Genomic DNA, 25,754 nt, shown 5'->3' on the forward strand with positions numbered 1-25,754 from the left:
GCTCAGGCCGGGGCCCAGCCTTCGCAAGCTCAGGCCGGGGCCCTCGCCGGTGTGGGCCCCCGGCCGGGGCCCTCGCCGGTGTGGGCCCGCGCCGGAACACCCACGCGGTCACTGCCCGCGTAGACGTTCAGGCTGGTCCCCCGGCTGAATCCCACCAGGGTCAGGCCCGTCTCCTGCGCGAGTTCCACGGCGAGGCTGGAGGGTGCGCTGACGGCGGCCAAAACCGGGATTCCTGCGAGCGCTGCCTTCTGGACCAGCTCAAAGGATGCCCTTCCGGAGACCTGCAGGACAGTGCCGCGCAGGGGCAACAATCCTTCGCGCAGCGCCCAGCCCACCACCTTGTCCACGGCGTTGTGCCTGCCCACGTCTTCCCGCAGGCACAGAAGCTCGGCAACACTGCCGGTGCCGTCGTCGTGGATTCTGAAGAGGCCGGCGGCATGCACTCCCCCGGTCTTGTCGAAGACCGCCTGTGCTTCCCGGAGACGGTCAGGCAGGGACGCCAGAACCTCGACCGGAATGCTCAGGGGGTCGCCAGCGGGGCTGAAGTGTGAGGATTTGCGCACTGCTTCGATCGAGTCGGTGCCGCAGATCCCGCACGAGCTGGAGGTGTAGACGTTGCGGCCGGTCTCCGGTAGGACGACGTCGGGACGCAACTGCGCTTCCACGACGTTGAAGGTCTGCACGCCGTTTTCGTCCTCGCCGGCGCAGAAACGCAAAGAGATGAGCTGGGCCGGGTCCCAGATGACGCCTTCGGAGACTAGGAAGCCCGCCACGAGGTCGAAATCGTCGCCGGGGGTCCGCATGGTTACCGAGAAGGTCATGTGCCCCAGGCGCACCTCGAGCGGCTCCTCGACGGCCAGGAAGTCCTCGCGGTAACGGACCGGGTGCTCCAGCGCCTGGGCGGAGCCATCCAGGACAAACTTGTGCACCTTGCGGCGCTGGGTCACCCGTCCCATCTCAAATACCCGCCGTCCCGGCAGCTTCTCTGTGTTCGGCGGCTTCCCCATGCTTGACGAACCGCACCGTCATGGCCTTGTAGCCGGGCGTGTTGGATTCACGGGCAACGAGCTCCCTGTGGACCAGGGCGTTGGCCTCCGGGAAGTACGCAGCCGCGCAACCCTTGGCCGTGGGATAGGCAACCAGCCGGAACTTGTCCGCCCGGCGTTCCGTTCCGCCGAAAGTGGAGATGACGTCCACCATGTCCCTGTCCTCGAAGCCGAGTTCGCTGAGATCGTCCTCGTGGACCAGGATGACGCGACGGCCTTCGGAAATGCCGCGGTAGCGGTCGTCCAGCCCGTAGAACGTGGTGTTGTACTGGTCGTGGCTGCGGACTGTCTGCAGGATCAAGTGGCCGGCCGGGGCTTCAAGGTACTCCAGCGGGCTCACGGTGAATCGTGCCTTGCCGATGTCAGTGGCGAACGTGCGGGTGTCGCGTGGTGGATTGGGCAGCACGAATCCGTTCTTGGTCCGGACACGGGCGTTGAAGTCCTCGAATCCGGGGATCACCCTGGAGATGTGGTCCCGGATGACGTCGTAGTCCTCGGCCATCTCCCGCCAGTTCACCGCATGGTCATCGCCGAGGACTGCCTGTGCCATGCGTGCGACGATGACGGGTTCGCTGAGCAAGTGCTCCGAGACGGGAGTCAGGCGGCCTTGGGTGGAGTGGATGACGGACATGGAGTCTTCCACGGAGAGGATCTGCCGACCGCCCGGGTGTTTGTCGTCCGTGTCCGTTCGGCCCAGGGTAGGCAGGATCAGGGAGGTCTTGCCGTGCACCACATGGGCGCGGTTGGGCTTGGTGGAGATGTGCACCGTCAGCCCGGCCCTCTTGAGCCCTTCCTCCAGCGCGACGGTGTCCGAGCCTGCCGCGGCGAAGTTGCCGCCCATGGAAACGAACACGTCCACCTCGCCCTTCTCCAAGGCGTGTTGGGTTTCCACGGAGTCGTATCCGTGTGCCCGGGGAGTGGTGAATCCAAACTCTTTGTCCAAGGCTGCCAGGAAGCCCTCGGAAGGCTTCTCCCAGATGCCCATGGTGCGGTCGCCCTGCACGTTGGAGTGGCCGCGGACGGGGCAGGCGCCGGCGCCACGCTTGCCGAAGTTTCCCTGCAAGAGCAGCAGGTTGATAATTTCCCGCAGGGTATCCACGGAGTGGGGCTGCTGGGTCAGGCCCAGCGCCCAGCAAATGATGGTGCCCTTCGACGCGGCCAGCATACCGGCCACCTTGGTGATTTCGATGCGGCTCAAGCCCGTGGCCCGTTCAGTCTCAACCCAATCCAGCGCAGCCCGGGCCTCGGCGTAGGCCTCGAAGCCGTCAGTCTGCGCGTCGATGAAGGCGCGATCCACCACTGTTCCCGGCTGCCGCTTCTCCTCCTCCAGCAGGAGGTGGCCCAATGCCTGGAACAGGGCAAGGTCGCCACCCACCTTGATCTGCAGGAATTCATCCGCGATGTCCGTGCCACCGCCCACCACGCCATTGAGCGACTGGGGATCCTTGAAGTTCAGGAGTCCGGCTTCCGGCAACGGATTGACGGCGACAACCTTGCCGCCGTTGTTTTTGCAATCACGCAAGGCGGAGAGCATGCGCGGATGGTTCGTGCCCGGGTTCTGGCCCACAACGAGCACTAGTTGCGCTTCGTGGATGTCTTCCAGTGAGACAGTGCCCTTGCCGATGCCGATGGTCGGGTTGAGGGCGCTCCCGGAAGACTCGTGGCACATGTTCGAGCAGTCGGGCAGGTTGTTGGTGCCCAAGCTGCGGGCGAACAACTGGTACATGAACGCGGTCTCGTTGGCCGTGCGCCCGGAGGTGTAAAAAACGCAGCGGTCCGGCGTGGTGGCATTCACGTGCTCGCCGATCAGGGCGAAAGCATCCGTCCAGCTGATCGGCGAATAGTGTGTGTCGCCGGGGCGGATGACAACCGGCTCGGCAATGCGGCCTTGGCTGCCGAGCCAGTATTCCGTCTTGTCCTCAAGCTCGGCCAGGGAGTGCCGGGCCCAGAACCCTGCATCGACCACGCGTGTGGTGCTCTCCTCGGCGATTGCCTTGGCCCCGTTTTCACAGAACTCGGCTGGACTGCGCTTGCCGGTGATGGACTCCGGCCAGGCGCAGCCGGGACAGTCAAAGCCGTCCCGTTGGTTGACGCGGAGCATTGACTTGACCGTCCGGCTGACGCCCGCTTGGGCCCAACCGCGTTCCAATGCAACGGTGACTGCCTTGACGCCCGCGGCGGAGCGCTTGGGTGGGTGGATCTGGAGGTCATCTTCGTTGATGTCCTGCTCGGGAGCATGCCTGTTCATGTCCCCATCATTGCAAGGCCTGACTCTCTAATCCACCCGCGTCCATTCGGCACCGGAAACTCTCAGCCCGTCAGGGCGCTCCAGTCGACCGGCCCGGACGACACCTTGCGCGCTGGCTTGGCAGGAGTCTTCTTGGCTTTGTCCTCCGTGGCCTTTGGCCGGGGAAGGGGCGGCCCCCACGGCAACGGAAAAGCGGGCACCGCCTCTCCCAGTTGCACGCCGTGCGGTGGCACCACCATGATTCCGTCGGCGCTGGCGAGGCCGCGCATCATCCCGGGCCCCGCATGCTGCGCCGGCGAGGCCAAGCCGTACACGAACCTGAAGGGAAGCAAGCGCGTGCGCCCCGGGTCGGCGTCGAGCATGGCACCGCAAGGAACCTCGCCGACCTCCGGCAGCGCCCTGTGCCCCAGTCCCGCGAGGAGCGGTGCACCGATCGTGAAGAGGACCATCATGGCCGCGAGCGGATTGCCCGGGAGACCCAGCACAAAGCGACCGTCCGGCAGTTCAGCCAAAACGCCAGGATGTCCCGGACGCATCGCAATTCCATCTATCAGCAGGCGGCCGCCGAGCTCCGCAATGGCCCGCCGGAAGTGGTCCGTCCCGGAACGGCCGGTTCCCCCGGTGGTGATGACAACGTCGGCGGGTGGCGCTTCCGGCGACAGTTCGCCTTCCTCAAGGGCCGAGAGCCACTCGTCATAGGAGTCGCCCACCTTGATTTGCTCGCCGCGGATCCCGCCAAGGAGTTCGACGACGGCGCCAAGCTGGGGACCGAAGGTATCCCTCACCCGGCCGGGGACCGGGACACCCGCGGTCACTACTTCGGAGCCGGTGAGGAGCATTTTCACGAGGGGCTTGCCCAGGACGTCCAGATCATCCCGCCCGGCCAGGGCCGCCAGGGCGAGATGGGCAGGGTTCAAGACGACGCCTGCTTTGATCAGCAGCTCGCCCGCCGCGGCTTCTTCTCCGGCATTTCGGATATGTTGGCCGTTGCGCGGTTCGCCCGGTTTCGCGTTCCCGCCGAGCCCGAGCAGCGGTAAGCCATCTTCGTCCGTGGTCAGGACCCCGCTCTCGCTCCGCAGCACGGCCTTGGCCCCCGGCGGGATCAGGCCACCGGTGGCGATCGGGCTCGCTTGGTGCGGGGCCAGCCGATGGCCGGGTTCCGCGAGGATCCATGGGCCGCTGCCGTTGACCGCCCAGCCATCCATCGCCGAGGACGCGTAGTGTGGCAGGTCCTGCAGGGCGTGCACATCCGCGGCCAAGGTCCTGCCGATGGCGTCCTTCAGCGCAACGGGTGCGGCGGGAATGGGCGTGGCACTATCGAAGGCACGTTGCCGCGCCTCGGCCCACAAGTGGTCGGCGTGCGGGACGTGCCCGGGGGCTTCCGTCATCCGGCGTCGGTTCCGGGGTTCGTGTAGTCCTTCGCGAGCGTGCGTGCCAGGCCCATGGCGGCATCCATCGACGCGGCTTCAGTCGCTTGTCCCGAGCCCGCAGCAAGTCCGGCCGCGAAGCCCGCAATGAAGGTAGTCAAGGGAGCCGCGGGCCGGACCACCGAATGGGCTGCAACGCCTGCCAGGGACAGGATCTCGTTAATGTCGATCTCGACGTCTTCCAGCTCATATGCTTGCAGCAGGCTCCTGCACCATTCCTCGAGCGTTTCTTCCTGGCTCTTCACGATCGGCCTCCACTGTCCGGTACAGCTGTTATCACGGCAGGTCGCCGTCCACTCCAAGCGCCGCGGCGTCGTCCCAGGTATCCACGTCATCGGTGGACCCTGCGGGGACAGGCACGGCCAGCAGATCAAGCCTAGCAAGCAGGCGGAACACCGCGGCGTTGGCAAGGCCACCTTGTTCTTCCACAGCCTGCACTTCCCGTTGTAGCGCGGATACGCTGTAGACCCCGAGCAGCGGCTGCTTCCGACCGTCGGCGGATACGGACATGGCCCCTTCCGCTTCCTGGTGGCCTGCAAGTTCCCGGAGCAGTACCGGAACCGCGGCGGCGGCCAGCGGCATATCGCAGGCCATGACGAGTACCCAGGGCGCGGGCTTCGTGGACGGGCTCTGGCCACCCTGCGCTTCGCCGTCTTGCGCTTCTAGCGCGGCGAGTCCGGCGGCGATCGCGGCTGCCGGTCCGGCGAAGGGCGGGTCCTCCCGTGCGGTCAATGTGCCGTCCGGCAAGGTGCCGGGATCCGGCCCGACAACGACGACCCTCCCGGCACCGCGCACGGCCGTCACGGCGCGCTGAAGCAGCGTGACGCCGTCGTACCTCAACTGGGCTTTGGGCACGCCGCCAAGGCGGGAGGACTTGCCACCCGCCAATATCACCGCATCAAAGTCCACCCGCCCAGATTACCCGGGAAGCAGGCTCGACTCCGGTTCAGGCCGCCGATTCAGGCAGGAGGAAGGGATCCCATGCGGGCGCAGGTTTCTCAAGCTCCTTGATCTGCCAGATAGTCCCGGTGGGCGCCGCCGGAGTAAACCTCAGTTTCCAGCCCATCTCGGCTGGAGTGTGGTCGCTCTTGGCGTTGTTGCAGCGAAGGCACGCTGCCACCAGGTTTTCCCAGGAATCCGCGCCGCCCCTGGATTTGGGGTGGACGTGGTCAATGGTGTGTGCTGCTTTCCCGCAATAGGCGCAACGGTGGCCGTCGCGGCGCAAGACGCCGCGGCGTGTAACCGCCGTGATGGTGTTGTACCTCGGCCGGATGTAGCGATTGAGCAGAATCACGGAAGGACGTCCGAGAATCTCCTGTGGCCCGACGACAGGCTCGTCGCCTTCGGCCACTACGCTCGCTTTTCCGGTGAGCACAAGGACCAGCGCCCGGCGGAAGGTTACTACCGCCAGCGGTTCATATCCAGCATTCAGAACGAGTGTGCGCATGCACGTACCTCTTCACGGCCGCACCCGTCAGGGGCGCGAGGGCCGGCTGCCCTCTGCATGTACGGGCTGTGGATCGACAACCTAAGAGTAAACACCCGGAGGCCGGATCAACGAATCCTTGAGGGAGTTCCAGCACAGTGTCGGTCAAAGTTCACGTGCCGGACACGTAGCCGGAACCTTCCAAGCACCTGGAGGCTACTCCTCGAACCGTTGGGTGGAGACATTCAGGAAGGGTGATTTAGCGCATGCTGGTTAAAACAGAACATCCCCGCGGGCGGACCAGCGGGGATGTTCCAGTGGAGCTATGTAGCCGGGGCTATTTAGCCACCAACGCGGATGAAGACCGGGCCGGAGCCGACGTTGACGCTGTACAGGGCGGTGGTGCCACCGTTCCAGCCGCCGTGGACCGCCATGCCGTTGCCGACGTAAACGGCGATGTGGGCCATGCCCATCCCACCGTTCTGGTAGTAGACCAGGTCTCCCGGCTGCGCTTCAGCTGCGCTGACCGTACGGCCAAGGGAGAGGTAGTCTGCCGGCCAGCCGTGGAAGTTGATGCCAACAGCAGCCAGGGAGTTCGAAGCCAGGGCGGTGCAGTCCTGGGCAACGCCAAGCTGCGCGTAAGCTGCGGCAGCAATTGCTGCGCCCTTGCCGCTGGCAACCTTCGTTGCAGGTGAAACAGCAGCGGTGACAGAAAGCGTCGAGGAGCCGGTAGCGGCACCCGTCGCAGCCTGCGAAGCCGGAGTAGCGTCCTGCGTGGCAACCGGAGCTGCGACAACCGGAGCAGCTTCGGTGGAGACCGCCGGGCGCTCGTACTTGATGGCGACGGAGGAGTCGGCCGAAATGCTTGCTTGGGCGATGGACTGGACTTCCAGGGCGGAGGTCGAAGTGGACTCGCGGGGGACGTTGGTTTCTGCAGCGTTGGCTGCGATACCGCTAGTGAGAACCAGACCGGAAGCAGCTGCGATAACTGCTGCCTGACGGCCTACGCCACCGGCGTTGCTGCCGACAGTCTTAGCGATAACAGCGAGCGAGTTGGTCTTGGTGACCGCGGCACGGTGGCGCGCAACAGTAGAGCGTGAAGACACGTTAAGAGGCCTCTCCCTATGCCCGCGAGGTAAGCTGTCGGATTCGGATGGGAGTCATCCGGCCACACTTCTCCCTCTCGGAAGTTGTGTGACTTAACCCCAAGGCCATCGGTGAAGATGACCAAAAGTGGGTCCCCCGCCTCTGCCAGACGATGTTTTGCGAACGGAACCTCGAGCAGTGGCAGAGCTAGGCAATCCACTCGAGTGCATCAACTCTCTAAAAGTTGATGCGTCTTAGACGGTACATGAGTTTTGGCTGAATGTCACATTCAGGTCACGGAGCGTGACAAGCATGCGAGAGGCCTCCATCGGATTGGCTACAGCCAGCCCAGGGGGTCAACGACGTCGCCGTTGACCATGACTTCAAAATGGAGGTGGCAGCCCGTAGAGGCACCGGTGGTGCCGCTCAATGCGATGACATCGCCACGGCTGACCGTTTGGCCCACCTGGACGTTGAACGAAGACAAATGGTTGTACGTGGTTTCCAGGCCGTTGCCATGGTCCACCACAATGCGGTTTCCGCCGCCATACGGATGCCAGCCGGCGAAAGTGACCTTTCCGGCCGCGGCAGCATGGACCGGGGTGCCGCACTGGGCCACGAAGTCCTGGCCTCGGTGGAACTCCCCCAAACCGCCCGTGATGGGATTCACGCGGTAGCCGAAAGGCGAGGCCGTGGTCAGGGTGTCCAGCGGCGCCCCCAGGGTGCCCTTGGAGGACGACGTCTTGATGGTGCCGACGGACTGCGCACTCAAGAGCTGCTTGAGCTTGGTGTCCGGATCCGGCGTGGTGGAAACCGCAGCACGGCTGAAGTCGATCGTGGCGCTTGCGGCTGCCGGAATCTCAGGCTGGGTGCCTACTGCCGAGGCGGCCTGGTTTGATTCGGCCGTGGCCGTCATGGCGCCGGTGCCCGGCATGGCGACCGTCAGGATGAGGCCCGTCGTAGCAAGGGCCACTCCGGCCTTCTGTCCCGCCCCGCTCGCCGCGGCGAACTCGGCCATCTGCCGAAAGGGACCCTTGCGGCGGCGAAGTTCGCGATGGGGATCGCGGGGCCGCTCGTGCTCGACGGCGCTCGTGCTCCGCAGCTCAGCAGTAGGACCGGACGCGCGCCTGCGGCCCCTGGTGTTCTGCGTGGTCAAGGTTTTCCTCTCTGGCAAGCCTGCGAAGTTAGCTGTCGGATTCGGGCCAGAGAGATCGTGGACCCGGTCCGCGCGAAGGGCGCGAAGCGCAGAGCTACCCGAAGGGGCCCCGCGCTGTTTGCACTTCCGCTGCGGACTTCACCCCAAGGCCGTCTTTCGACAGCCGATGGTGGTTCCTCCGCTTCTGCCAGTGAATGGACTAATCCACCTGATCCGCTGGCAGAACTCGGCTTCGGATCAGGTAACGCTTTGGTATCGGCGCCAGTAACAAACTATAGGGGATTAAGCCCCCGCAGTAATAATTCCGTTATCTTTGCTGGTCGCCTCGCGAGGCCGGCTAGGCGACCGTGACAAATACGTGCGAGGCAACCTCGGGCGGCAGTTCCAGCGCGCCGTCGATATTGGGCACGCGAACGGAGATGTACTCCCCCACACGTTCCAGGGAAACACTGGCGCCGGGCCGGATTCCGCCCTCGTCCAGCTGGACCAGAAGTTCCGGTTCCACCTGGATCGGTTCAGCCAGCCGGCTGACGGTGACCCGGTTTTCAGGTGAGTATTCGTTCATCGCGTCAAGTAGGTTGACCACGCCATCCGTAAAGGCGTGGGACGCGACTCCACCGAGCGCTTCAAGTCCGGGAATGGGGTTGCCATAGGGCGATTCGGTGGGGTGGTCCAGAAGCTCGTAGAGCCGCCGTTCCACGCGCTCACTCATGACATGCTCCCAGCGGCAGGCTTCATCGTGGACGTAGGCCCAGTCCAGTCCGATGACATCTGCCAGGAGCCGTTCGGCGAGCCGGTGCTTGCGCATCACCTCGGTGGCGCGTTTCCGGCCCGTTTCAGTCAGCTCAAGGTGCCGGTCGTTGGACACAATCACCAGGCCGTCGCGCTCCATCCGTCCGATCGTCTGGGAAACGGTGGGGCCGGAGTGCCGCAAGCGCTCGGCGATGCGTGCGCGAAGAGCCACGATGTTCTCTTCTTCAAGCTCCAAAATGGTCCGAAGATACATCTCAGTGGTATCGATCAGATCCGTCATCCAGCTCAGCTCCTCGAGCGCAGTATCTTGCGTATTTTCCACCGTACCGCAGCCGCCTCAGTGGTCGAACAGGTGGCCGAACCGCCGGCGGTCCCGGTCCGGGCGCCAGCTCCAAGCTTAGCTTATTTGGAATTACTCCGGATAATTCCGGAACCCCGCCTCCCGCCCGGTCGAGCGCCCGGTCCGCCGCCCCGTCCAAAGCCAGCGGAACAATTGCTTTCCACGTGGCGGACTATGACACCTTCAGTTCTGCCCCCGCCTGCGGCGTCAGGCAGAATTGGGGAGTCGAAGGGGCAGCTTGCCACCTGCCACGACCCATCTAGGCCGCTACTTCACCATTGGAGCATCCCGTGAGCGACAACAGCATCACCATCCCCGCCGATTTGCTGCCCAAGGACGGCCGCTTCGGCGCCGGGCCCTCCAAGGTCCGCCCGGAGCAGATCGAGGCACTTTCTGCCGCCTCGACAACGATCCTCGGCACCTCCCACCGCCAGGCACCGGTCAAGAACCTCGTGGGCTCCGTCCGCGAGGGACTGAGCCAGTTCTTCCGTGCACCCGAGGGCTACGAGGTGATTCTCGGCGTCGGAGGCTCCACCGCGTTCTGGGATGTCGCCAGCTTCGGCCTGGTCGAGAAGAAGGCCCAGCACCTCTCCTTCGGTGAGTTCGGTTCCAAGTTCGCTTCGGCGACCAACAAGGCACCGTTCCTGGAGGCTTCGTCCATCATCAAGTCTGAGCCTGGCACCCGGCCGGTTTCCCAGGCCGAAGCAGGCGTGGACGTGTACGCATGGCCGCAGAACGAAACCTCGACGGGTGTGGCCGCTCCGGTCAAGCGCGTTCAAGGCAGCGACGACGGGGCCCTGGTCCTGGTTGACGCGACGTCCGCAGCCGGCGGCCTGGATGTGGATGTTGCCGAGGCTGACGTCTATTACTTCGCGCCGCAAAAGAACTTTGCCTCCGACGGCGGCCTGTGGCTCGGACTCTTCTCCCCCGCAGCCCTGGAGCGCGCCGCCCGCATCAAGGCAAGCGGCCGTTGGATCCCCGATTTCCTCGACCTGCAGACGGCTATCGACAACTCGAAGCTCAACCAGACCTACAACACGCCGTCCTTGTCCACCTTGGTGACATTGGATGCCCAGGTCCAGTGGCTCAACAAGAACGGTGGACTGGACTTCGCTTCCGGACGCACCGCGGATTCCGCAAGCCGCATCTACAACTGGGCCGAGGCTTCCGAGTACGCCACCCCGTTCGTCGCGAAGGCCGAGGACCGTTCCAATGTCATCGCCACGATCGATTTCGACGATTCGATCGACGCCGCGTCCATCGCCAAGGTGCTGCGCGCCAACGGGATCGTGGACACGGAACCGTACCGCAAGCTGGGCCGCAACCAGCTGCGCATCGCTACCTTCGTTGCCATCGAGCCGGACGACGTCTCTGCGTTGCTCTCCAGCATCGACTATGTGGTGGGCGAACTGAAGAAGTAAGGGACTGCCGCGTTCGCGCGGTCAGGACTGGTCGGCGTCGTCCGGGTCGGGATCCCGGGCGGCGCGACCCCGTTTAACAGCACCGTCCCCTTTAAAGGCGTTAACAGCGCCGTCGGCTTTAGCTGGACCCGCCCCGTGGGACTCAATGCGTAAGAACCGCATCCCGCGGGCGCTGCTATCGAAACGGAGCCGCAGCCGGCGCGCGCGGATGATCCACACGATGCCGACGACGGCGGTGCTCGCGCCCGCCGCGGCGGCCACGCCCACAGCCCATCGGGGTCCGGCCACGTTGGACACCCATCCGACGAACGGTGCACCGATGGGCGTTCCACCCATGAAGATGGCCATGTAGAGTGCCATGACCCTGCCGCGCATGACAGGTTCCGTGGTGGACTGCACGTAGCCGTTGGCGCTCGTGATCATGGTCAGGGCAAACAGTCCGCAGGGAATCAGGGCCAAGGCAAACATGGTGTAACTCGGCGCCAGGGCGGCAAGTCCGCTCGCGAGGCCGAACCCGCCCGCCGCCGCGAAGATGAGCCGCATCCGTGGCCGCCCGCGCCGGGCGGCCAGCAACGCTCCTGCGACGGAGCCGATCGCCATGACTGAGTTGAGCAGCCCGAATGCTCCCGCGTCCATGCCGAACTCCGTGCCGACCATGGCTGCGATGAAGAGGACGAAGTTCAGGCCGAACGTGCCCATGATGAAAATCGCGACGAGGACAACCACAATGTCCGGGCGATTGCGGACATAGCGAAGCCCTTCACGGATGCGGCCCCTGCCCGCGGCAGCCCGGGGCTGGAGGCGCAAGGAGGAGAGAGGGATGGCCCGGATCGCGCCAAGCATTGCGAGGAAGGTCAGGGTATTGGTCATGAATACCCAGCCCGGCCCCACAGCAACCGTCAGCACGCCGGCCACGGCGGGACCGATCATGCGGGCCACGTTGAAGGATGCGCTGTTCAATGCAACGGCGTTGGAAAGATAGTCGTCCTTGACCAGCTCCGACACGAACGTCTGGCGAACCGGGGCGTCAAGTGCCGAGACAACGCCAAGCAAGAGCGCGAACACATAGACATGCCACAACTGCGCGGCACCGCTTAGGACCAGCAGTCCCAAGCCAGTGCTCAGGACCGCCATGGCCGATTGGGTCATGACCAGGAGCCTGCGCCGGCTGTAGCGGTCGGCAAGCAGTCCGGCCCACGGGGCCAGGAAAAGCTGCGGGCCCAGTTGGAGGGCCAAGGTCACGCCCATCGCGCCGGCATCGTGGTTGCTCAGATGGGCGAAGACCAGCCAGTCCTGTGCCGTCCGTTGCATCCACGTGCCGACGTTGGAAATGAGGGCACCAATGAACCAAATGCGGTAGTTGGGGACACCCAGCGATTTGAAGGTGGACATCAGTTTCCACCTTCACGAAATTCACTCGCCGGGTCCGCCAAGGGTTAGTCGGCCTCGATGTCGTCGGCGTCGTCGCTCTCTTGTTCGTCACCGGAGGCGGCGGCGTCCTCATCGGAGGGGCCGCCGTCGTCCTCGACAACGGGGACGCCGGCTTCCTCCGCCAATTCTTCGGCTTCGGTAGCCTCGTCCTCCGGACGGACGCGCTTTGCCCACGGCACCCATTCAGGAGCGAGGATGGAGTCCTCCGACGGCAGCAGGCCAAGCTCGCTGACCGTGACCACTTTGGAGCGCGAGTTGCGGGTCACGACGGCGTACCACTGCCAGCCACCGTAGCCGGCCAGCCGCGATTCGAACAGGTGCGTGACGACGCGTTCGCCTTCGGAGCGCGCGGCAATATGCGGTCCGATCTCACCCGGTTTGGCAATGGTCTCCACCGCGTTCCGGGCGACGTCGACGGCGGCGGCCAGGAAAGCGTCCGGCTTGCCGACGCGCCACACAGGAATGCCGGTGCGGGGTTTCGCCGTTGCCGGCTTCCGCTCAGCACCGGGACCAGCCGTTCCAGCCGTTCCAGCAGTTACAGCAGCGGCATCAATTCCGGCCACTTCAGGACTGGCTTCAGCGGATTCCGATGTCATGGGAGGTTTAGGCTTCCAGCTCGTCGGCAACCTTGCGCAGGGCTGCAGCGATGGCCTTGCCCTTGGCACCCTCAGGGTACTTGCCTGCGGACAACGTGCCAGAGAGGTTGTCCAGGACAGATACAAGATCCTGGACTACCGGAGCGAGCTCGCGGGCATTCATGCGCTTGGCTTTGGCGATGGATGGCAACTTGTCCAGCACGCGGAGGCCCAGCGCCTGGGCGCCCCGGCGACCGTCGGCGACTCCGAACTCAACCCGGGTGCCAGCCTTGAGGTCCGCTACGCCTTCGGGCAGTGCGGATTTGGGCAGAAACACTTCCTGGCCGTCCTCTGCCGCGAGGAATCCAAAGCCTTTTTCCTTGTCATACCACTTGACCTTGCCGGTGGGCACGTAATCAACCTTCTTCGTTCTGACTTGCGAGACACAGCCGGCGCGCCACCGCATCCGCAGGATACTGCGGGAATAGGGGTAACTGCCTGGACCATGTTGGTCTATTGCTTCAAGGTTATCCTGCCCGGCCGCGGATTCGCGCTTTGAGACCCCCGCAGGCAGGTCCCGCCGCCTTTTGTCCGCAACGAGACTGCGCCCTGGCCTGGAACAGGGGATGCGGCCCGGGGCTGTTAGCGTTGCTTCCATGATTCCCCACGACTTCCGCCGCCCGCTCACGATCGTCGCCGCGGTCGTCGCAGTCCTTTCCCTGGCGGCCGTAGCCGCCGTCATGGCCGTCGCTTTCGCCAACGGCGTGGCACCGGTCTGGGTCACGTCCACCGCTCTCTACGGGCTGCCGCTCGCCTTCATTTTGATGGCTGCGTTGGTGGTTGACTCTGTCTGGGCACGCCGTCGCCAATGAGCAGCCGGAAAGCCCGACGGCGGACCCGGCTGGCTGTAACGTTGAACTGATGTCCCTTATTCGCGCGCTCAGCAAGGAACTGGAAGCGCGCAGCGATGATTCGCTGCGGGCCCTGTTTGCCGCGCGGCCGGACCTCATCTCCCCCGTGGTCCCGGACTTCGCTGCACTCGCGGCGCGGGCAAGTGCCCGGGTCAGCGTGCAGCGCGCCCTGGAACGGCTCAACAAACCGGAGATGCAGGTACTGGAGACACTCCACCTGTGCACCAACACCGACACTGGCCACAGCGTCTCCGCGGCGGGACTGAAGAAGTGCATCAACGGCGCCACCCTTGCCGCCCTCGAGCCGATCCTTAACAAGCTCCAGGAACTGGCCCTCATCCACCGCGCCGATCCGCCGGCCACGGTGCACAATCCAGGCCGGCAGCGCTTCTACTTGCCGGTGGGCAGCCTCAAGGACGTCATCGGCATCTACCCGGCCGGTTTGGGCCGTAGCTACACCGAGTTGGTGCGGCTGCAACCGGCCTTCGCCCAGCGCGTGGTGCATCTCGTTGCCGAACTCCACCAGAGCGGCGCCAATATCCTGGCCGCCACGACGCCCATGGACGCGGCGCTGGCGCTGCAACGTTGGACATCGACACCGGAGAACCTCCAGCACATCCTGTCCGAGGCACCCGTACGGACGCGTCCCCTTTTGAACAAGTTCGGCAGCTGGGCCATGGGCGCCGTTCCCCAAGCCCAGCGCAAGGCTTCCGTCCTCCATGAAGGCCGCGACGTCGGTCCCGTGGACTGGCTCTTGGCCCGCGGCTTGCTTGTTCCCCTGGACGCCGGCCACGTTGAACTCCCGCACAGCGTCGGCCTGTCCCTGCGCGGCGGCGCGATCGTGGACCACTTCACGTTGAAGCCTCCCGTGCCCGAACTGGGCCAAACGAGTGCTGCCTTGCGCCGGAACGCCGCCATGGGTGCCATCGCCGAAGCGCTCCGGCTGGTGGGTGAACTCCTGTACGCGGTCCGCGAGCAGCCGGTGGTTACCCTGCGCAGCGGAGGGGTCGGCGTGCGTGAACTCAAACGCCTGGCCGACAGCCTCCGCCTGGGGTTGTCCGAGACCGCCCTGATCCTTGAGCTCAGTGCCTTGTCCGGATTGCTGCGCCTCGACGTAGACAGTTCCACCTGGGTGCAGCCGCCGTCGGTGGAATGGCTCACTCTTCCCCGCCAGGAACAGTGGCTCTGGCTGGTCAACGCATGGCTCGCCAGCGAGCGCGCTCCTTCCCTCGTGGGACAAACCCTCTCCGGACCTGCCACAACGGCACCGCGATCCGGCTCTCCGGCAGGTTCCATCAATGCCTTGTCCGCCGAGGCCCAGCGCCCTGACGCCCCGTTGGTCCGCAAACGGATCCTGGAGATCCTCGAAGAGCTCACCCTCGAGGTGGAAGCACCGGACGGCAAGGCTCCGGTGCTCAACGCCGAAGCCGTCATGGAACGCGCGGAATGGGCCCAGCCCCGCATGTCGCGGCGGTTCAGCTCCCTTGTCCGCGGCATTCTGCACGAAGCCGAACTCCTGGGGCTCATGGGCTCGGGCGCCCTGACCCAGCTTGGTTCGGCGATCGCCACCGAACAGCCCGAGCTGGCGCTCAGCATCCTGGGCGAACACTTGCCCGCCGCGGTCAACCATGTCCTGCTCCAAGCAGACCTGACCGCCGTCGCCCCGGGGTACCTGGCACCTGAACTGAGCGAAAAACTGCTCTTGATTGCCGACGCCGAAGGCCAAGGACCGGCCACGATCTTCCGCTTCTCCGGGGATTCGATCCGGCGCGCGCTGGACGCGGGCCAGGACGCGGAAACCATCCTCGCGTTCCTCCGCACCCACTCCGCCACTGACGTTCCCCAGCCGCTCCGGTACTTGATCAAGGACATCGCCTCGAGGCACGGCCGGCTGCGGGTCGCCAGCAGCCCCAGTTTCATCCAAAGCGACGACGAGGCCGCCATCGCCGAGCTCGTTCGGGAGCCGGGAGCCGCAAGCCTGGGACTTGTCCGGATTGCCCCCACAGTACTCACCTCCGCCGCGAGCCCCCGGGAGACCGCGAGGGTGCTGCGCGAGCTGGGACTCTCGCCTGCCGTGCAGGAGGCGGAGACCGCCGTCGTGCGCTATAAAAGGACGACGGCGGTGGCCGGGGGCGTCCGCCCCGTCTACACGGCGCCCCGCATAGCACCGCCGGACGACGACGTCGACGCCCAGCTCGCGGTCCTGAGGCACCATCGCGCGGTCCACGGCGAAATGACCGGTGAGGCTGCAACACAATTGGGACTCGAAACCCTGCAGAGGGCCATCCGGCTGAAGCAAGCGGTCACCATGAACGTGGTGGACGGCCTGGGGAATTCCAATACCGAAACCGTTGTTCCGGTATCAGTGTCGGGAGGGCGCGTCAGGGTGTTCGACGCCGCCAGGGATACCGAAAGAGTCTTGTCCATCCATCGCATCATCGATGTGGAGCCCGCGGGCGATCCGCGCAAGTGAGGAAGCAATAGTGAGCGACGGTCCGCTGATCGTACAGAGCGACAAAACCATCCTGCTGGAAGTCGACCACGAGCTCGCTACCGAGGCACGGCATGCGATTGCGGCGTTCGCCGAGCTGGAGCGCGCCCCTGAACACATCCACAGCTACCGGCTCACCCCTTTGGGCCTATGGAATGCACGGGCCGCAGGACTGGACGCCGAAAAAGTCCTCGACACGCTCCTGCGCTACTCCCGTTTCCCGGTGCCGCACTCATTGCTGATCGACATTGAAGAGACGATGTCCCGCTACGGCCGCTTGCGCCTCGAAAAGGACCCGCAGCACGGATTGGTCATGCGTACCACCGACTACCCCGTACTCGAGGAAGTCATCCGGGCCAAGAAAATCGCACCCTTGCTGGGACCGAGGATCGACGGCGAAACCGTGGTGGTGCACTCCTCCCAGCGGGGACAGCTCAAGCAATTGTTGCTCAAGCTTGGCTGGCCGGCCGAAGACCTCGCCGGCTACGTGGACGGCACTCCACACCTAATCGCCCTGAACGAAGACGGCTGGCACTTGCGGCCGTACCAGAAGCTTGCCACGGAGAACTTCTGGGCGGGCGGCAGCGGCGTCGTGGTGCTGCCCTGTGGTGCGGGCAAGACCTTGGTGGGGGCCGCAGCCATGGCTACCAGCTCCACCACCACGCTGATCCTGGTGACCAACACGGTGGCGGCCCGGCAATGGAAGGACGAACTCCTCAAGCGGACGTCGCTCACGGAGGAGGAGATCGGCGAGTATTCGGGCGCGGTCAAGGAAGTACGGCCCGTCACGATCGCCACCTACCAGGTCCTGACCACGAAACGCGGAGGCCTTTACCCGCACCTGGAACTCGTGGACGGGCACGACTGGGGACTCATCATCTACGACGAGGTCCATCTCCTGCCGGCTCCGATCTTCCGGATGACAGCGGACCTCCAGGCGCGGCGGCGTCTGGGACTCACTGCGACGCTTGTGCGTGAGGATGGTCGCGAAGGCGAGGTCTTCAGTTTGATCGGCCCCAAGCGCTACGACGCACCGTGGAAAGACATCGAAGCCCAGGGCTACATTGCGCCGGCGGACTGCGTGGAGGTCCGGGTGGACCTGCCCCGGGACGAGCGCGTCGCCTACGCGATGGCAGAAGATGCTGACAAGTACCGGCTCTGCGCAACGTCGGAGACCAAGACCCACTTGGTGGAGCAGCTCGTGGCCCTGCACCAAGGCGAGCAGCTGCTGGTGATAGGCCAGTACATCGACCAGTTGGATGAGATCGGCGAGCGCTTGGACGCTCCCGTGATCAAGGGCGATACCACTGTGAAGGTGCGGCAGAAGCTGTTCGATGCCTTCCGCGCCGGTGATATCAAGACCCTCGTGGTGTCCAAAGTGGCCAACTTCTCGATCGACCTGCCCGAGGCCTCCGTGGCGATCCAGGTATCTGGATCTTTCGGTTCCCGCCAGGAAGAGGCTCAACGATTGGGGCGCCTGCTTCGCCCCAAGCAGGACGGCCGTGCTGCACGCTTCTACTCCTTGGTGGCCCGGGACACCCTCGACCAGGACTTTGCCGCCAAAAGGCAGCGCTTCCTCGCCGAACAGGGCTACGCCTACCGGATCATGGACGCCAAGGACGTACCCGCCGGGTAGGGGCTGGCAACTTAGGGGCTGGGCAACGTCGCGCTAGGCCACCAGCTGGTGTGCGCGCTCCTGTTGCTGCGCTGCTTGCAGCACGACGACATCGACGACAGCCCAGGAGTCCTCGTCCTTGAGCTGTGCATCGGCGAAGCGTTCGGCGGCGGGGCGGTCGTTGAATTCCTCGTGCTCGATGCGTCCAGAGAGCGTATCCAGGTAGCTGACGTGGAATTCGACGTTTTGAATTTCAACGCGTGATTCTTGTTTGTTTTCCATGGCTCAAGTGTGGATCGGGGCTCCGACAATTTAGGACTGGGCCCGCGGCGTGTTGGCTTTTGGCCGGGAACGTTGCCTCGGGCCCGCTTGTTCACGCCCTGCGCAGCACTTCCGCGGCGGTGCTCCGGACCGCCTCAGTCACGGCGTCCAGGATCCGCGACGGTGTCCGCCACCGTTGCCAGTACAAGGGAACGTCCAACGGCCGCTCGGGCGCGAGTTCCACCAAATATCCATCGGCTATGTCCCGGCCGCATTGCGGTTCAGGCAGCAATCCCCACCCAAGCCCCAGGCGGATGGCCTCGGCAAACTCCTGGCTGGACGGAACGTAGTGCCGCGGCCCTGCCGGTTCCATCCCACGCCCCGCACCGCCCAGGAGTTCCAGGAAACGGTGCTGGTACTCATCCTTGCGGTCGAAGTCCACGGCCGGAGCCGCGCTCAGCGAGGCGACATCGACGCCGTCAGGAAGCCACCGCACCCTGAATTCCGGAGTGGTGACGGCACGGTATCGCATGCTCCCCAGCGGCTCCACCCGGCAGCCCTGCACCGGCTCGGGAGTCGCGGTCACGGCGGCCATTACCGTTCCGGCGCGCAGCATGGACGTTGAATACTGCTCGTCGTCCCGGTGAAGATCAAAGACGGCGTTCAGCTCCTCGGGGACCCTGGTAAGGGCCTTGAGGAACCAGACCGACAAGGAATCCGCGTTGACCACGATCGGAACCGAGACCATCGGCGATTCGCCCGGCAGGCCCAGTTCCAGTTCGGCGTCGGCCTCCAACTGGGCGAGCTGCCGCGCCAGCCTGAGCACCACGTGTCCCGACTCCGTGGCCTGGACCGGATTGCTGCGCTGCAGCAATACCCTGCCGGATGCTTGTTCAAGCGCCTTGAGGCGCTGGGAGACCGCCGACGGCGTGATGTTCAGTGATCGGGCAGCGGCGTCGAGCGTACCTTCCGTGAGCACGGCGGCGAAGGTGTGCAACTGTTCAGAAGAGAATCTGGCCATAAGACAATCTTACGATGCCTAAGAATATTTAGCTGGACTAATGTAGAAGGCGAAACCTAGCCTCGAAGTATGAACTCCCCCGATGTTTTCCACGCTGCAGGCCTGGGCCTCGGCACAGGCCTTGCCCTCATTGTTGCCATAGGCGCCCAAAATGCTTTCGTCCTCCGGCAAGGAATCCGTGGCGAACATATCGGAGCAATCGTTGCCGTGTGCGCCATCTCGGACGCCGTGCTCATCGCGGCCGGGGTACTCGGCACCGGCGCCCTGCTCACCGCGGCGCCTGCCGCCGTCGTCGTTCTCCGCTATGTCGGTGCGGCATTCCTGGTCACGTACGGCGTGATGGCGGCACGGCGGATCCTCAAGCCGCAAGCGCTCATGTCCGCTGAGCCCGGGCCTTCGGGTGCCGGCCGAAGCGGACTGGCGGCAGCTCTGGCAACTGTCATGGCACTGACGTGGCTCAACCCCCACGTCTACCTGGACACCGTATTGCTGCTGGGATCCGTGGCGAACGCGCAAGGGCCCGGGCTGCAGTGGTGGTTCGGCGCCGGAGCCATGCTGGGCAGTATTCTTTGGTTCTGTTCACTCGGGTTCGGCGCGAAACTGCTCCGTGGTTTCTTTGCGCGCCCGGCGTCCTGGCGGGTCCTCGACGGCGGGATTGCCGTCACTATGGTGGGACTCGGCGTCGGGCTGGCTCTCGGCAGTTAGCCCGGGCCTACAACCACGACACCCCGATAATTCTCACAACAAGCATCCAGTCAACTCCCAGAAACTGGGAGCATCATGAATGGTATGAAAAAGAACGGCCCCGAAGCCAAGCTCCTCGTCGTCGACGACGAACCCAACATCCGTGAGCTGCTCTCCACCTCGCTGCGTTTTGCTGGCTTTGAGGTCGTTGCGGCGTCGAACGGCCGCGAAGCGCTCGCTGCCGCCGATCTTCACGCCCCGGACCTCGCGGTCCTGGACGTCATGCTCCCCGATATGGACGGGTTCACTGTCACCCGCCGCCTTCGCGCCGCCGGAAAGCACTTCCCTGTCCTGTTCCTGACTGCCAAGGACGATACCGAAGACAAGGTCACCGGCCTCACCGTGGGCGGCGACGACTACGTCACCAAGCCCTTCAGCCTGGACGAAGTGGTGGCCCGCATCCGCGCCGTGCTGCGCCGCACGCAGCCGATGGAAGACGACGACGCCGTCATCCGCGTGGATGACCTGGAGCTCGACGACGACGCGCACGAGGTCCGCCGCGGCGGCACCATCATCGAGCTGTCGCCCACCGAGTTCAAGCTGCTGCGATACCTCATGCTGAACCCCAACCGGGTGCTTTCCAAGGCGCAGATCCTGGACCACGTTTGGGAATACGACTTCAACGGCGACGCCTCGATCGTGGAGTCCTACATTTCCTACCTCCGGCGCAAAGTGGATATTGACCCGGATGCCACTGCCCTGATCCAGACGAAGCGTGGCGTCGGTTACGTACTGCGGACGGCCGAGAAGCGCTGACCTTGTTCAACCGTTGGAAGTCGGCCTCCCTCAGGTCGCAGCTGGTCGCCATCATCATGGGGCTGCTGCTCCTTGCCCTGGCCGCCACGGGCGCCGGGACGCTGACGCTCGTCAAGAGCTACCTCCAGGGGCAAGTGGATGACAAGCTCAAGGCTGCTGTCCAGACCGCCCAGCAGCAGCAGTCTTTTGCCAACCTGTCTGAGGCGAGCCCCGCCGTGCCCACGGACTATTCCTTGACGCTGTACGTCCAGGGCCAGCCGCCCTATCCGTTCGGCGGCAGCAAGACCGATCGGCCGAGCATCGCCGGCATCAGCCCGGTTGAAGCCAAGGACCGCAACTACGCACCCTTCCAAGTGGGTGGCACTGCCGGCGGCAATTGGCGTGTGGTGGCGGTCAACGTCGTGGACAACCGGACCGGGCAAAACGCGGTGGTGATCGTCGGGTTGCCCCTCTCCCCCGTGGACCGAGTCATGGAACACGCGACCCTCGTGGTGGTCGGCGTCGGACTTTTGACCCTGGTGCTCGCGTTCTTCATCGCCACCTGGACTGTTGCACGTTCCTTCCGCCCCCTCGCGCGCGTCGAAAAGACGGCGGCCGCTATCGCTGCCGGTGATCTTTCACGCCGTGTGGAGGTCGAAAACCCGGTCACCGAAGTCGGTCGCCTGGGGGCTTCCCTCAACGCGATGCTCGCCCATATCGAATCGTCTTTTGCGGCGCGTGCAGCCTCCGAGGCCAGGATGCGGCGATTCGCCGCCGACGCCTCCCACGAGCTGCGCACCCCCTTGGTCACCATCCGCGGTTTCTCCGAGCTTTACCGCCACGGCGCCCTTGCCACGCCGGAAGACGTGGGCACCGCCATGGGCAGGATCGAGAGCGAGGCCAAGCGGATGGGATCCATGGTGGAAGACCTGCTGTTGCTTGCCCGCCTGGACGAACAACGGCCGTTGCAGCTCAAGCCGGTGGATCTGCATCTGCTGGCGAACGACGCCGTCGTGGACTCACTCGCAACCTCCGGCGAGCGGAAGATTTCACTCACGGGGCTCGACGGCGGAGCGGCAGCGGCTGCCCCGGTCCAAGGTGACGAGGCCAAGCTTCGTCAGGTGCTCGGAAACCTGGTGGGCAACGCCCTGAGATACACGCCCGAAGGAACACCGATCGAGCTCGCCGTCGGGGTGCGGAACACGCCCGCCGGTCCGTTATCCGTTCTCGAGGTGCGGGACCACGGCAGCGGCATTCCGGCCGAGGAACTGCCCCGGATCTTCGAGCGCTTCTACAGGGCGGACACTTCGCGCACGCGGGAGACCGGCGGCAGCGGGCTCGGCCTCGCGATTGTCGCGGCAATTGTGGGGTCCCACGGCGGCACCGTCAGGGTGGAAGAGACCGACGGCGGCGGGGCCACCCTTGTTGTCAGCCTCCCTTTCCAGGACGACATGTCCGAGGTGCCCGAAGATGCCGGCATTGCCGAGGCGGAGATCTCCGACTAGCAGTTTTCTACGCTGGGCGGCCTGATGTAGCGAGTTGTCCACATACGAAGATTCGACTCTGCCTGGGCCATGTGACGGCTTCTAGGCTCGTTGTGTGGACCACAAGCCAGCCGCACCTGCGGACCCCGTTTAGTTGAAAGGCCACGCCCTATGAGCGTTATCTCCGTCGATACCGAATTGCTCCAGCTCAAGTCCGCCAACGTCAAAGCCACCGTGGATCGCATCAGCGCCGACATCCAAGCGATGAAACGTGGCCTGGACGAACTTCAAGCCACCTGGAAGGGATCAGCGGCCAACAATTTCCAGGCCCTCGTCTCCGAGTGGACGTTGACCCAGAACAAGGTGGAGGCCTCGCTGGCATCCATCAACCTGGCCCTGTCCTCCGCCGCGGCAAGCTACCTCCAGACCGAGCAAGGCAACACCCAGCGGTTCAGCTACTAGGAACTGGGGCTGGGAGATCCCGGCGGGCGGCTAATCTGCCATCCCGCCGGGATCTAGTTGTTTTCAAGGGTCCAGTTGCGTCCAGCGTCCGCGCGTGCTTGCCGCCGCTACTTCTCCGGCGTCGACTGGTGGAAGCGCAACCGCCAGCGGCCGTCGTCCAGCAACCAGATCGAACTCCGCAATGCCGAGCCGGTTCGTCCGTAACTTCTGTAGCTGAGCAAGATGGTGTTGCTGGAGATGCGCTCTGCGGAAATTATTTCTACCTCTGCGGTTTCGCCTGGATCGCCCTCCAACGCCATCATGAGCTCGTCGCGGGACCAGACACGTCCGGAGCTGCCAATCTCAGTGAAGTCCGGGTGGAGCAGGATCCCCGTACGCCCAAGGTCTCCCCTGACGTCGGGCCTCAGGAGCTCCCTCTCAAGAAGAATGACCGTATCCTCGTCCGAACGCCCGCCGGGCTGGCCAAGGACCGCTTCTTCGTCGTCACCGGCGAACAAAGTGGGCTCGATGAATGTCTCCGCCTCCGTGAACGCCGCCGGCACGTTCGGCAAGGACGACCCGCTCAAGAGGTCCTGACCGCCGAACAACGTGAGGTCTTCATCCAGGGCATCAGCGTCGTCGTGGTCGTCGTCGAAAAGCGAGGGCGCCTCCACCGGCGCTGTCCTGACTGACGACGCGCGGGCTGATGGGGTTCGGGGCAAGGACCGTGCAGCTTCACCAGCTCCCGGATAGCCCGGACCGCCGGGAGCGGCTGTTCCTTGCTGGAACGCCGTGGCGACCGCACGGGCGCGATCGTCGGCAGCCTCGTTGAGGTCGTGGCCAGCGTGGCCCTTGACCCACTCGAACGTGTACTTTCGGCCGATAATGGCCTGGTCGATGTCCTTGAGGAGATCGACGTTCAAGACGGGCTTTCCGTCCGCTTTGCGCCAACCCTTGCGCTTCCATCCCGGCATCCACTTGGTGATGCAATTGATGACGTACTGGCTGTCGCAGAGAATCTTCAGCTCTTCATCGGGAACATGTGCCGTGGACCGGAAGAGGTCAAGCACCGCCATGAGCTCGCCCTGGTTGTTGGTTCCGTGCGGCCACCCGCCGGCCCTCCAGCAAGAGTCGTTCACGTACCAGGCCCAACCGGCAGGCCCGGGATTGCCGAGGGCAGAACCATCGGCGGCAGCAATAATCGTCATGGTTTCCATCCTGCCAGACCACCCCGACACTCCCGGACCGCGAGGCCCTGAGCGAGCGTCGCGGCAAAACCCGATAAAGGTGAGCGAGCGTCGCGGCAAAACCCGATAAAGGTGAGCGAGCGTCGTTAAACGGCGACGACGGCCCCCACCGAAGTGGGGACCGTCGTCGTGCGTGTGGCTAGTGAGCCGGCGCGGGGGCTTAGAAGCCGCCCATGCCGCCCATGTCGTCGCCGCCACCCATGGCCGGAGCGTTCTTCTCCGGCTTGTCGGCAACAACGGCCTCGGTGGTCAGGAACAGACCAGCGATGGAGGCAGCGTTCTGGAGAGCCGAGCGGGTGACCTTTACGGGGTCGTTGACGCCAGCGGCCAGCAGGTCCTCGTAAACGCCGGTTGCAGCGTTCAGGCCGTGGCCCGACGGCAGGCCGCGGACCTTGTCGATGACAACGCCCGGCTCGAGGCCAGCGTTGTAAGCGATCTGCTTGAGCGGAGCGTCGATGGCAACGCGGACGATGTTGGCGCCCGTTGCTTCGTCGCCTTCGAGCTGCAGGTTGGCGAATGCCTTGGCGCCAGCCTGGATGAGGGCAACGCCACCACCGGCGACAATGCCTTCTTCAACGGCAGCCTTCGCGTTGCGGACAGCGTCCTCAATGCGGTGCTTGCGTTCCTTGAGCTCGACCTCGGTTGCGGCACCGGCCTTGATGACTGCAACGCCGCCGGCCAGCTTGGCCAGGCGCTCCTGCAGCTTCTCGCGGTCGTAGTCGGAGTCGGAGTTCTCGATCTCGGCACGGATCTGTGCAACACGACCGGCGATGGCGTCGGCGTCGCCGGCACCTTCGACGATGGTGGTCTCGTCCTTGGTGACAACAACCTTGCGGGCGTTGCCGAGCAGTTCGAGGGTTGCGTTCTCGAGGCTCAGGCCGACCTCCGAGGAGATGACCTGGCCGCCAGTGAGGATCGCGATGTCGGCGAGCTGTGCCTTGCGGCGGTCACCGAAGCCCGGAGCCTTGACGGCAACGGACTTGAAGGTGCCACGGATCTTGTTCACGATCAGTGTGGCCAGGGCCTCACCCTCGATGTCCTCGGCGATGATCAGCAGCGGCTTGTTGGACTGCATGACCTTCTCCAGGACCGCAACGAGTTCCTTCACGTTGGAGATCTTGGAGTTGACGATCAGGATGTACGGGTCTTCGAGGACCGTTTCCTGGCGCTCTGCGTCGGTGACGAAGTAAGCGGAGATGTAACCCTTGTCGAAGCGCATGCCTTCGGTGAGCTCAAGCTCCAGGCCGAAGGTGTTGGACTCCTCGACCGTGATGACGCCTTCCTTGCCCACCTTGTCCAGGGCTTCAGCAATGAGGTTACCGATTTCGGAGTCGCCGGCGGAGATGGAAGCCGTGGCTGCGATCTCTTCCTTGGTCTCGATTTCCTTGGCGGAGGCGAGCAGCTCGCGGATGACGGCTTCAACAGCCTTCTCGATGCCGCGCTTGAGTGACAGCGGGTCGGCACCGGCAGCTACGTTGCGCAGGCCTTCCTTGACCAGTGCCTGGGCCAGAACGGTGGCTGTGGTGGTGCCGTCGCCAGCGACGTCATCCGTCTTCTTGGCAACTTCCTTGACCAGCTCGGCGCCGATCTTCTCGAACGGGTCGTCCAGTTCGATCTCCTTGGCGATGGAAACACCATCGTTGGTGATCGTGGGGGCGCCCCACTTCTTTTCGAGGACGACGTTGCGTCCACGCGGGCCGAGGGTGACCTTGACGGCGTCGGCGAGGATGTTAAGACCCCGCTCGAGACCGCGGCGTGCCTCTTCATCAAATGCAATGATCTTGGCCATAACGGCGGTAGTCCTTTCGGGACAGTCGTTAAGAAGGTGCCTTCACTGCGGTGCCCGCGACGGACGATCCTTCACATTCGGCCTCTGTACGCCGCGTGCTCCGGAC

General features: G+C 64.7%; 24 protein-coding genes and 2 riboswitches. Of the genes, 8 read left to right on the top strand and 16 right to left on the bottom strand.

Annotation, left to right across the window (positions count from 1 at the left end):
* Positions 1 to 29: 29 nt before the first annotated feature.
* The 9 genes from fdhD to QRN59_RS07985 form a co-directional block, all read right to left on the bottom strand.
* Positions 30 to 956 (bottom strand): formate dehydrogenase accessory sulfurtransferase FdhD, encoded by a 927-nt coding sequence (gene fdhD, locus QRN59_RS07945; protein ID WP_284981987.1) that lies wholly within the window; start codon positions 954 to 956, stop codon positions 30 to 32.
* 1 nt (position 957) lies between these two features.
* A complete protein-coding gene (locus tag QRN59_RS07950) occupies positions 958 to 3,294 on the bottom strand; it encodes an FdhF/YdeP family oxidoreductase (RefSeq protein ID WP_284981988.1) in 2,337 nt (778 codons plus the stop codon).
* A gap of 62 nt (positions 3,295 to 3,356) precedes the next feature.
* Positions 3,357 to 4,682, bottom strand: coding sequence for a molybdopterin molybdotransferase MoeA (locus QRN59_RS07955; protein ID WP_284981989.1), 1,326 nt, complete (start codon positions 4,680 to 4,682; stop codon positions 3,357 to 3,359).
* Complete coding sequence (locus QRN59_RS07960; RefSeq protein WP_234751566.1) at positions 4,679 to 4,966, bottom strand: DUF6457 domain-containing protein; 288 nt, start codon at positions 4,964 to 4,966, stop codon at positions 4,679 to 4,681. The genes QRN59_RS07955 and QRN59_RS07960 overlap by 4 nt, the downstream gene beginning before the upstream one ends.
* Before the next feature lie 31 nt (positions 4,967 to 4,997).
* Entirely contained in the window at positions 4,998 to 5,630 is a 633-nt protein-coding gene (mobA, locus tag QRN59_RS07965; RefSeq protein WP_284981990.1) for a molybdenum cofactor guanylyltransferase, read from the bottom strand.
* 37 nt (positions 5,631 to 5,667) lie between these two features.
* Positions 5,668 to 6,168: an HNH endonuclease gene (locus QRN59_RS07970; protein WP_028266173.1), complete on the bottom strand. Its 501-nt coding sequence runs from the start codon at positions 6,166 to 6,168 to the stop codon at positions 5,668 to 5,670.
* Positions 6,169 to 6,488: 320 nt separating this feature from the next.
* Positions 6,489 to 7,253 carry an NlpC/P60 family protein gene (locus tag QRN59_RS07975; protein WP_284981991.1) on the bottom strand — a complete coding sequence of 255 codons (765 nt, stop codon included), beginning with the start codon at positions 7,251 to 7,253 and terminating at the stop codon, positions 6,489 to 6,491.
* Between the two features lie 5 nt (positions 7,254 to 7,258).
* A riboswitch (cyclic di-AMP (ydaO/yuaA leader) is annotated at positions 7,259 to 7,425 on the bottom strand.
* Positions 7,426 to 7,570: 145 nt separating this feature from the next.
* The gene (locus tag QRN59_RS07980; RefSeq protein WP_284981992.1) at positions 7,571 to 8,389 is read right to left on the bottom strand and encodes a M23 family metallopeptidase; all 819 of its coding nucleotides are present in this window, start codon (positions 8,387 to 8,389) and stop codon (positions 7,571 to 7,573) included.
* Positions 8,390 to 8,391: 2 nt separating this feature from the next.
* Positions 8,392 to 8,600: riboswitch (cyclic di-AMP (ydaO/yuaA leader) on the bottom strand.
* A gap of 126 nt (positions 8,601 to 8,726) precedes the next feature.
* A complete protein-coding gene (locus QRN59_RS07985; RefSeq protein WP_284981993.1) occupies positions 8,727 to 9,422 on the bottom strand; it encodes an iron-dependent transcriptional repressor DtxR in 696 nt (231 codons plus the stop codon).
* 350 nt (positions 9,423 to 9,772) lie between these two features.
* On the opposite strand from QRN59_RS07985, the gene serC reads away from it, so the two are divergent.
* A complete protein-coding gene (gene serC, locus QRN59_RS07990; protein WP_284981994.1) occupies positions 9,773 to 10,903 on the top strand; it encodes a phosphoserine transaminase in 1,131 nt (376 codons plus the stop codon).
* A 21-nt stretch (positions 10,904 to 10,924) separates the two neighbouring features.
* Here serC and QRN59_RS07995 read toward each other — a convergent pair whose 3' ends face one another.
* Genes QRN59_RS07995 through QRN59_RS08005 form a run of 3 tightly spaced genes read right to left on the bottom strand, consistent with a single transcriptional unit; the run spans position 10,925 to position 13,321 of the window.
* Positions 10,925 to 12,295, bottom strand: coding sequence for an MFS transporter (locus tag QRN59_RS07995; RefSeq protein ID WP_284981995.1), 1,371 nt, complete (start codon positions 12,293 to 12,295; stop codon positions 10,925 to 10,927).
* 44 nt (positions 12,296 to 12,339) lie between these two features.
* On the bottom strand, positions 12,340 to 12,930 hold the full coding sequence (locus QRN59_RS08000; RefSeq protein ID WP_284981996.1) for a DUF3027 domain-containing protein: 591 nt from the start codon (positions 12,928 to 12,930) through the stop codon (positions 12,340 to 12,342).
* A gap of 7 nt (positions 12,931 to 12,937) precedes the next feature.
* Positions 12,938 to 13,321: a cold-shock protein gene (locus tag QRN59_RS08005; protein WP_059388199.1), complete on the bottom strand. Its 384-nt coding sequence runs from the start codon at positions 13,319 to 13,321 to the stop codon at positions 12,938 to 12,940.
* A gap of 244 nt (positions 13,322 to 13,565) precedes the next feature.
* Here QRN59_RS08005 and QRN59_RS08010 point away from each other — a divergent pair, with 244 nt between their 5' ends.
* The 3 genes from QRN59_RS08010 to QRN59_RS08020 are packed head-to-tail and all read left to right on the top strand — an operon-like array spanning position 13,566 to position 17,947.
* Positions 13,566 to 13,781, top strand: a complete 216-nt coding sequence (locus QRN59_RS08010) for a hypothetical protein (RefSeq protein ID WP_234751558.1) — start codon at positions 13,566 to 13,568, stop codon at positions 13,779 to 13,781.
* Between the two features lie 49 nt (positions 13,782 to 13,830).
* Positions 13,831 to 16,293, top strand: coding sequence for a helicase-associated domain-containing protein (locus QRN59_RS08015; protein WP_284981997.1), 2,463 nt, complete (start codon positions 13,831 to 13,833; stop codon positions 16,291 to 16,293).
* Between the two features lie 10 nt (positions 16,294 to 16,303).
* Positions 16,304 to 17,947 (top strand): DNA repair helicase XPB, encoded by a 1,644-nt coding sequence (locus QRN59_RS08020; protein WP_284981998.1) that lies wholly within the window; start codon positions 16,304 to 16,306, stop codon positions 17,945 to 17,947.
* Between the two features lie 33 nt (positions 17,948 to 17,980).
* On the opposite strand, the gene QRN59_RS08025 is transcribed toward QRN59_RS08020, so the two are convergent.
* Both QRN59_RS08025 and QRN59_RS08030 read right to left on the bottom strand, forming a co-directional pair.
* Entirely contained in the window at positions 17,981 to 18,208 is a 228-nt protein-coding gene (locus QRN59_RS08025; RefSeq protein WP_284981999.1) for a hypothetical protein, read from the bottom strand.
* 91 nt (positions 18,209 to 18,299) lie between these two features.
* A complete protein-coding gene (locus QRN59_RS08030) occupies positions 18,300 to 19,208 on the bottom strand; it encodes a LysR family transcriptional regulator ArgP (RefSeq protein WP_284982000.1) in 909 nt (302 codons plus the stop codon).
* A gap of 69 nt (positions 19,209 to 19,277) precedes the next feature.
* On the opposite strand from QRN59_RS08030, the gene QRN59_RS08035 reads away from it, so the two are divergent.
* The 4 genes from QRN59_RS08035 (at position 19,278) to QRN59_RS08050 (ending at position 22,633) form a co-directional block, all read left to right on the top strand.
* A complete protein-coding gene (locus tag QRN59_RS08035) occupies positions 19,278 to 19,913 on the top strand; it encodes a LysE/ArgO family amino acid transporter (protein WP_284982001.1) in 636 nt (211 codons plus the stop codon).
* 84 nt (positions 19,914 to 19,997) lie between these two features.
* Positions 19,998 to 20,708 (top strand): response regulator transcription factor, encoded by a 711-nt coding sequence (locus QRN59_RS08040; RefSeq protein WP_059388206.1) that lies wholly within the window; start codon positions 19,998 to 20,000, stop codon positions 20,706 to 20,708.
* A gap of 2 nt (positions 20,709 to 20,710) precedes the next feature.
* On the top strand, positions 20,711 to 22,192 hold the full coding sequence (locus QRN59_RS08045; RefSeq protein ID WP_284982002.1) for a sensor histidine kinase: 1,482 nt from the start codon (positions 20,711 to 20,713) through the stop codon (positions 22,190 to 22,192).
* 150 nt (positions 22,193 to 22,342) lie between these two features.
* Positions 22,343 to 22,633, top strand: a complete 291-nt coding sequence (locus QRN59_RS08050; protein ID WP_284982003.1) for a WXG100 family type VII secretion target — start codon at positions 22,343 to 22,345, stop codon at positions 22,631 to 22,633.
* 107 nt (positions 22,634 to 22,740) lie between these two features.
* On the opposite strand, the gene QRN59_RS08055 is transcribed toward QRN59_RS08050, so the two are convergent.
* Together QRN59_RS08055 and groL are read right to left on the bottom strand one after the other, a co-directional pair.
* Positions 22,741 to 23,820, bottom strand: coding sequence for a ribonuclease HI family protein (locus QRN59_RS08055; RefSeq protein WP_284982004.1), 1,080 nt, complete (start codon positions 23,818 to 23,820; stop codon positions 22,741 to 22,743).
* 199 nt (positions 23,821 to 24,019) lie between these two features.
* Complete coding sequence (gene groL / locus QRN59_RS08060) at positions 24,020 to 25,648, bottom strand: chaperonin GroEL (RefSeq protein ID WP_184737888.1); 1,629 nt, start codon at positions 25,646 to 25,648, stop codon at positions 24,020 to 24,022.
* Positions 25,649 to 25,754: the final 106 nt, after the last annotated feature.

Source organism: Arthrobacter sp. efr-133-TYG-118, assembly GCF_030209755.1.
Taxonomy (GTDB): Bacteria; Actinomycetota; Actinomycetes; order Actinomycetales; family Micrococcaceae; genus Arthrobacter.

Bases quoted from the DNA above. Each gene is read 5' to 3' on its own strand.
- QRN59_RS08015 (WP_284981997.1), top strand. From the start codon at position 13,831: ATGTCCCTTATTCGCGCGCTCAGCAAGGAACTGGAAGCGCGCAGCGAT.
- QRN59_RS08000 (WP_284981996.1), bottom strand. From the start codon at position 12,930: ATGACATCGGAATCCGCTGAAGCCAGTCCTGAAGTGGCCGGAATTGAT.
- QRN59_RS08050 (WP_284982003.1), top strand. From the start codon at position 22,343: ATGAGCGTTATCTCCGTCGATACCGAATTGCTCCAGCTCAAGTCCGCC.
- QRN59_RS08010 (WP_234751558.1), top strand. From the start codon at position 13,566: ATGATTCCCCACGACTTCCGCCGCCCGCTCACGATCGTCGCCGCGGTC.
- fdhD (WP_284981987.1), bottom strand. From the start codon at position 956: ATGGGACGGGTGACCCAGCGCCGCAAGGTGCACAAGTTTGTCCTGGAT.
- QRN59_RS07955 (WP_284981989.1), bottom strand. From the start codon at position 4,682: ATGACGGAAGCCCCCGGGCACGTCCCGCACGCCGACCACTTGTGGGCC.
- QRN59_RS08055 (WP_284982004.1), bottom strand. From the start codon at position 23,820: ATGACGATTATTGCTGCCGCCGATGGTTCTGCCCTCGGCAATCCCGGG.
- QRN59_RS07970 (WP_028266173.1), bottom strand. From the start codon at position 6,168: ATGCGCACACTCGTTCTGAATGCTGGATATGAACCGCTGGCGGTAGTA.
- QRN59_RS07985 (WP_284981993.1), bottom strand. From the start codon at position 9,422: ATGACGGATCTGATCGATACCACTGAGATGTATCTTCGGACCATTTTG.
- groL (WP_184737888.1), bottom strand. From the start codon at position 25,648: ATGGCCAAGATCATTGCATTTGATGAAGAGGCACGCCGCGGTCTCGAG.
- QRN59_RS08030 (WP_284982000.1), bottom strand. From the start codon at position 19,208: ATGGCCAGATTCTCTTCTGAACAGTTGCACACCTTCGCCGCCGTGCTC.
- QRN59_RS07995 (WP_284981995.1), bottom strand. From the start codon at position 12,295: ATGTCCACCTTCAAATCGCTGGGTGTCCCCAACTACCGCATTTGGTTC.
- QRN59_RS08035 (WP_284982001.1), top strand. From the start codon at position 19,278: ATGAACTCCCCCGATGTTTTCCACGCTGCAGGCCTGGGCCTCGGCACA.
- QRN59_RS07950 (WP_284981988.1), bottom strand. From the start codon at position 3,294: ATGAACAGGCATGCTCCCGAGCAGGACATCAACGAAGATGACCTCCAG.
- QRN59_RS08040 (WP_059388206.1), top strand. From the start codon at position 19,998: ATGAAAAAGAACGGCCCCGAAGCCAAGCTCCTCGTCGTCGACGACGAA.
- QRN59_RS08025 (WP_284981999.1), bottom strand. From the start codon at position 18,208: ATGGAAAACAAACAAGAATCACGCGTTGAAATTCAAAACGTCGAATTC.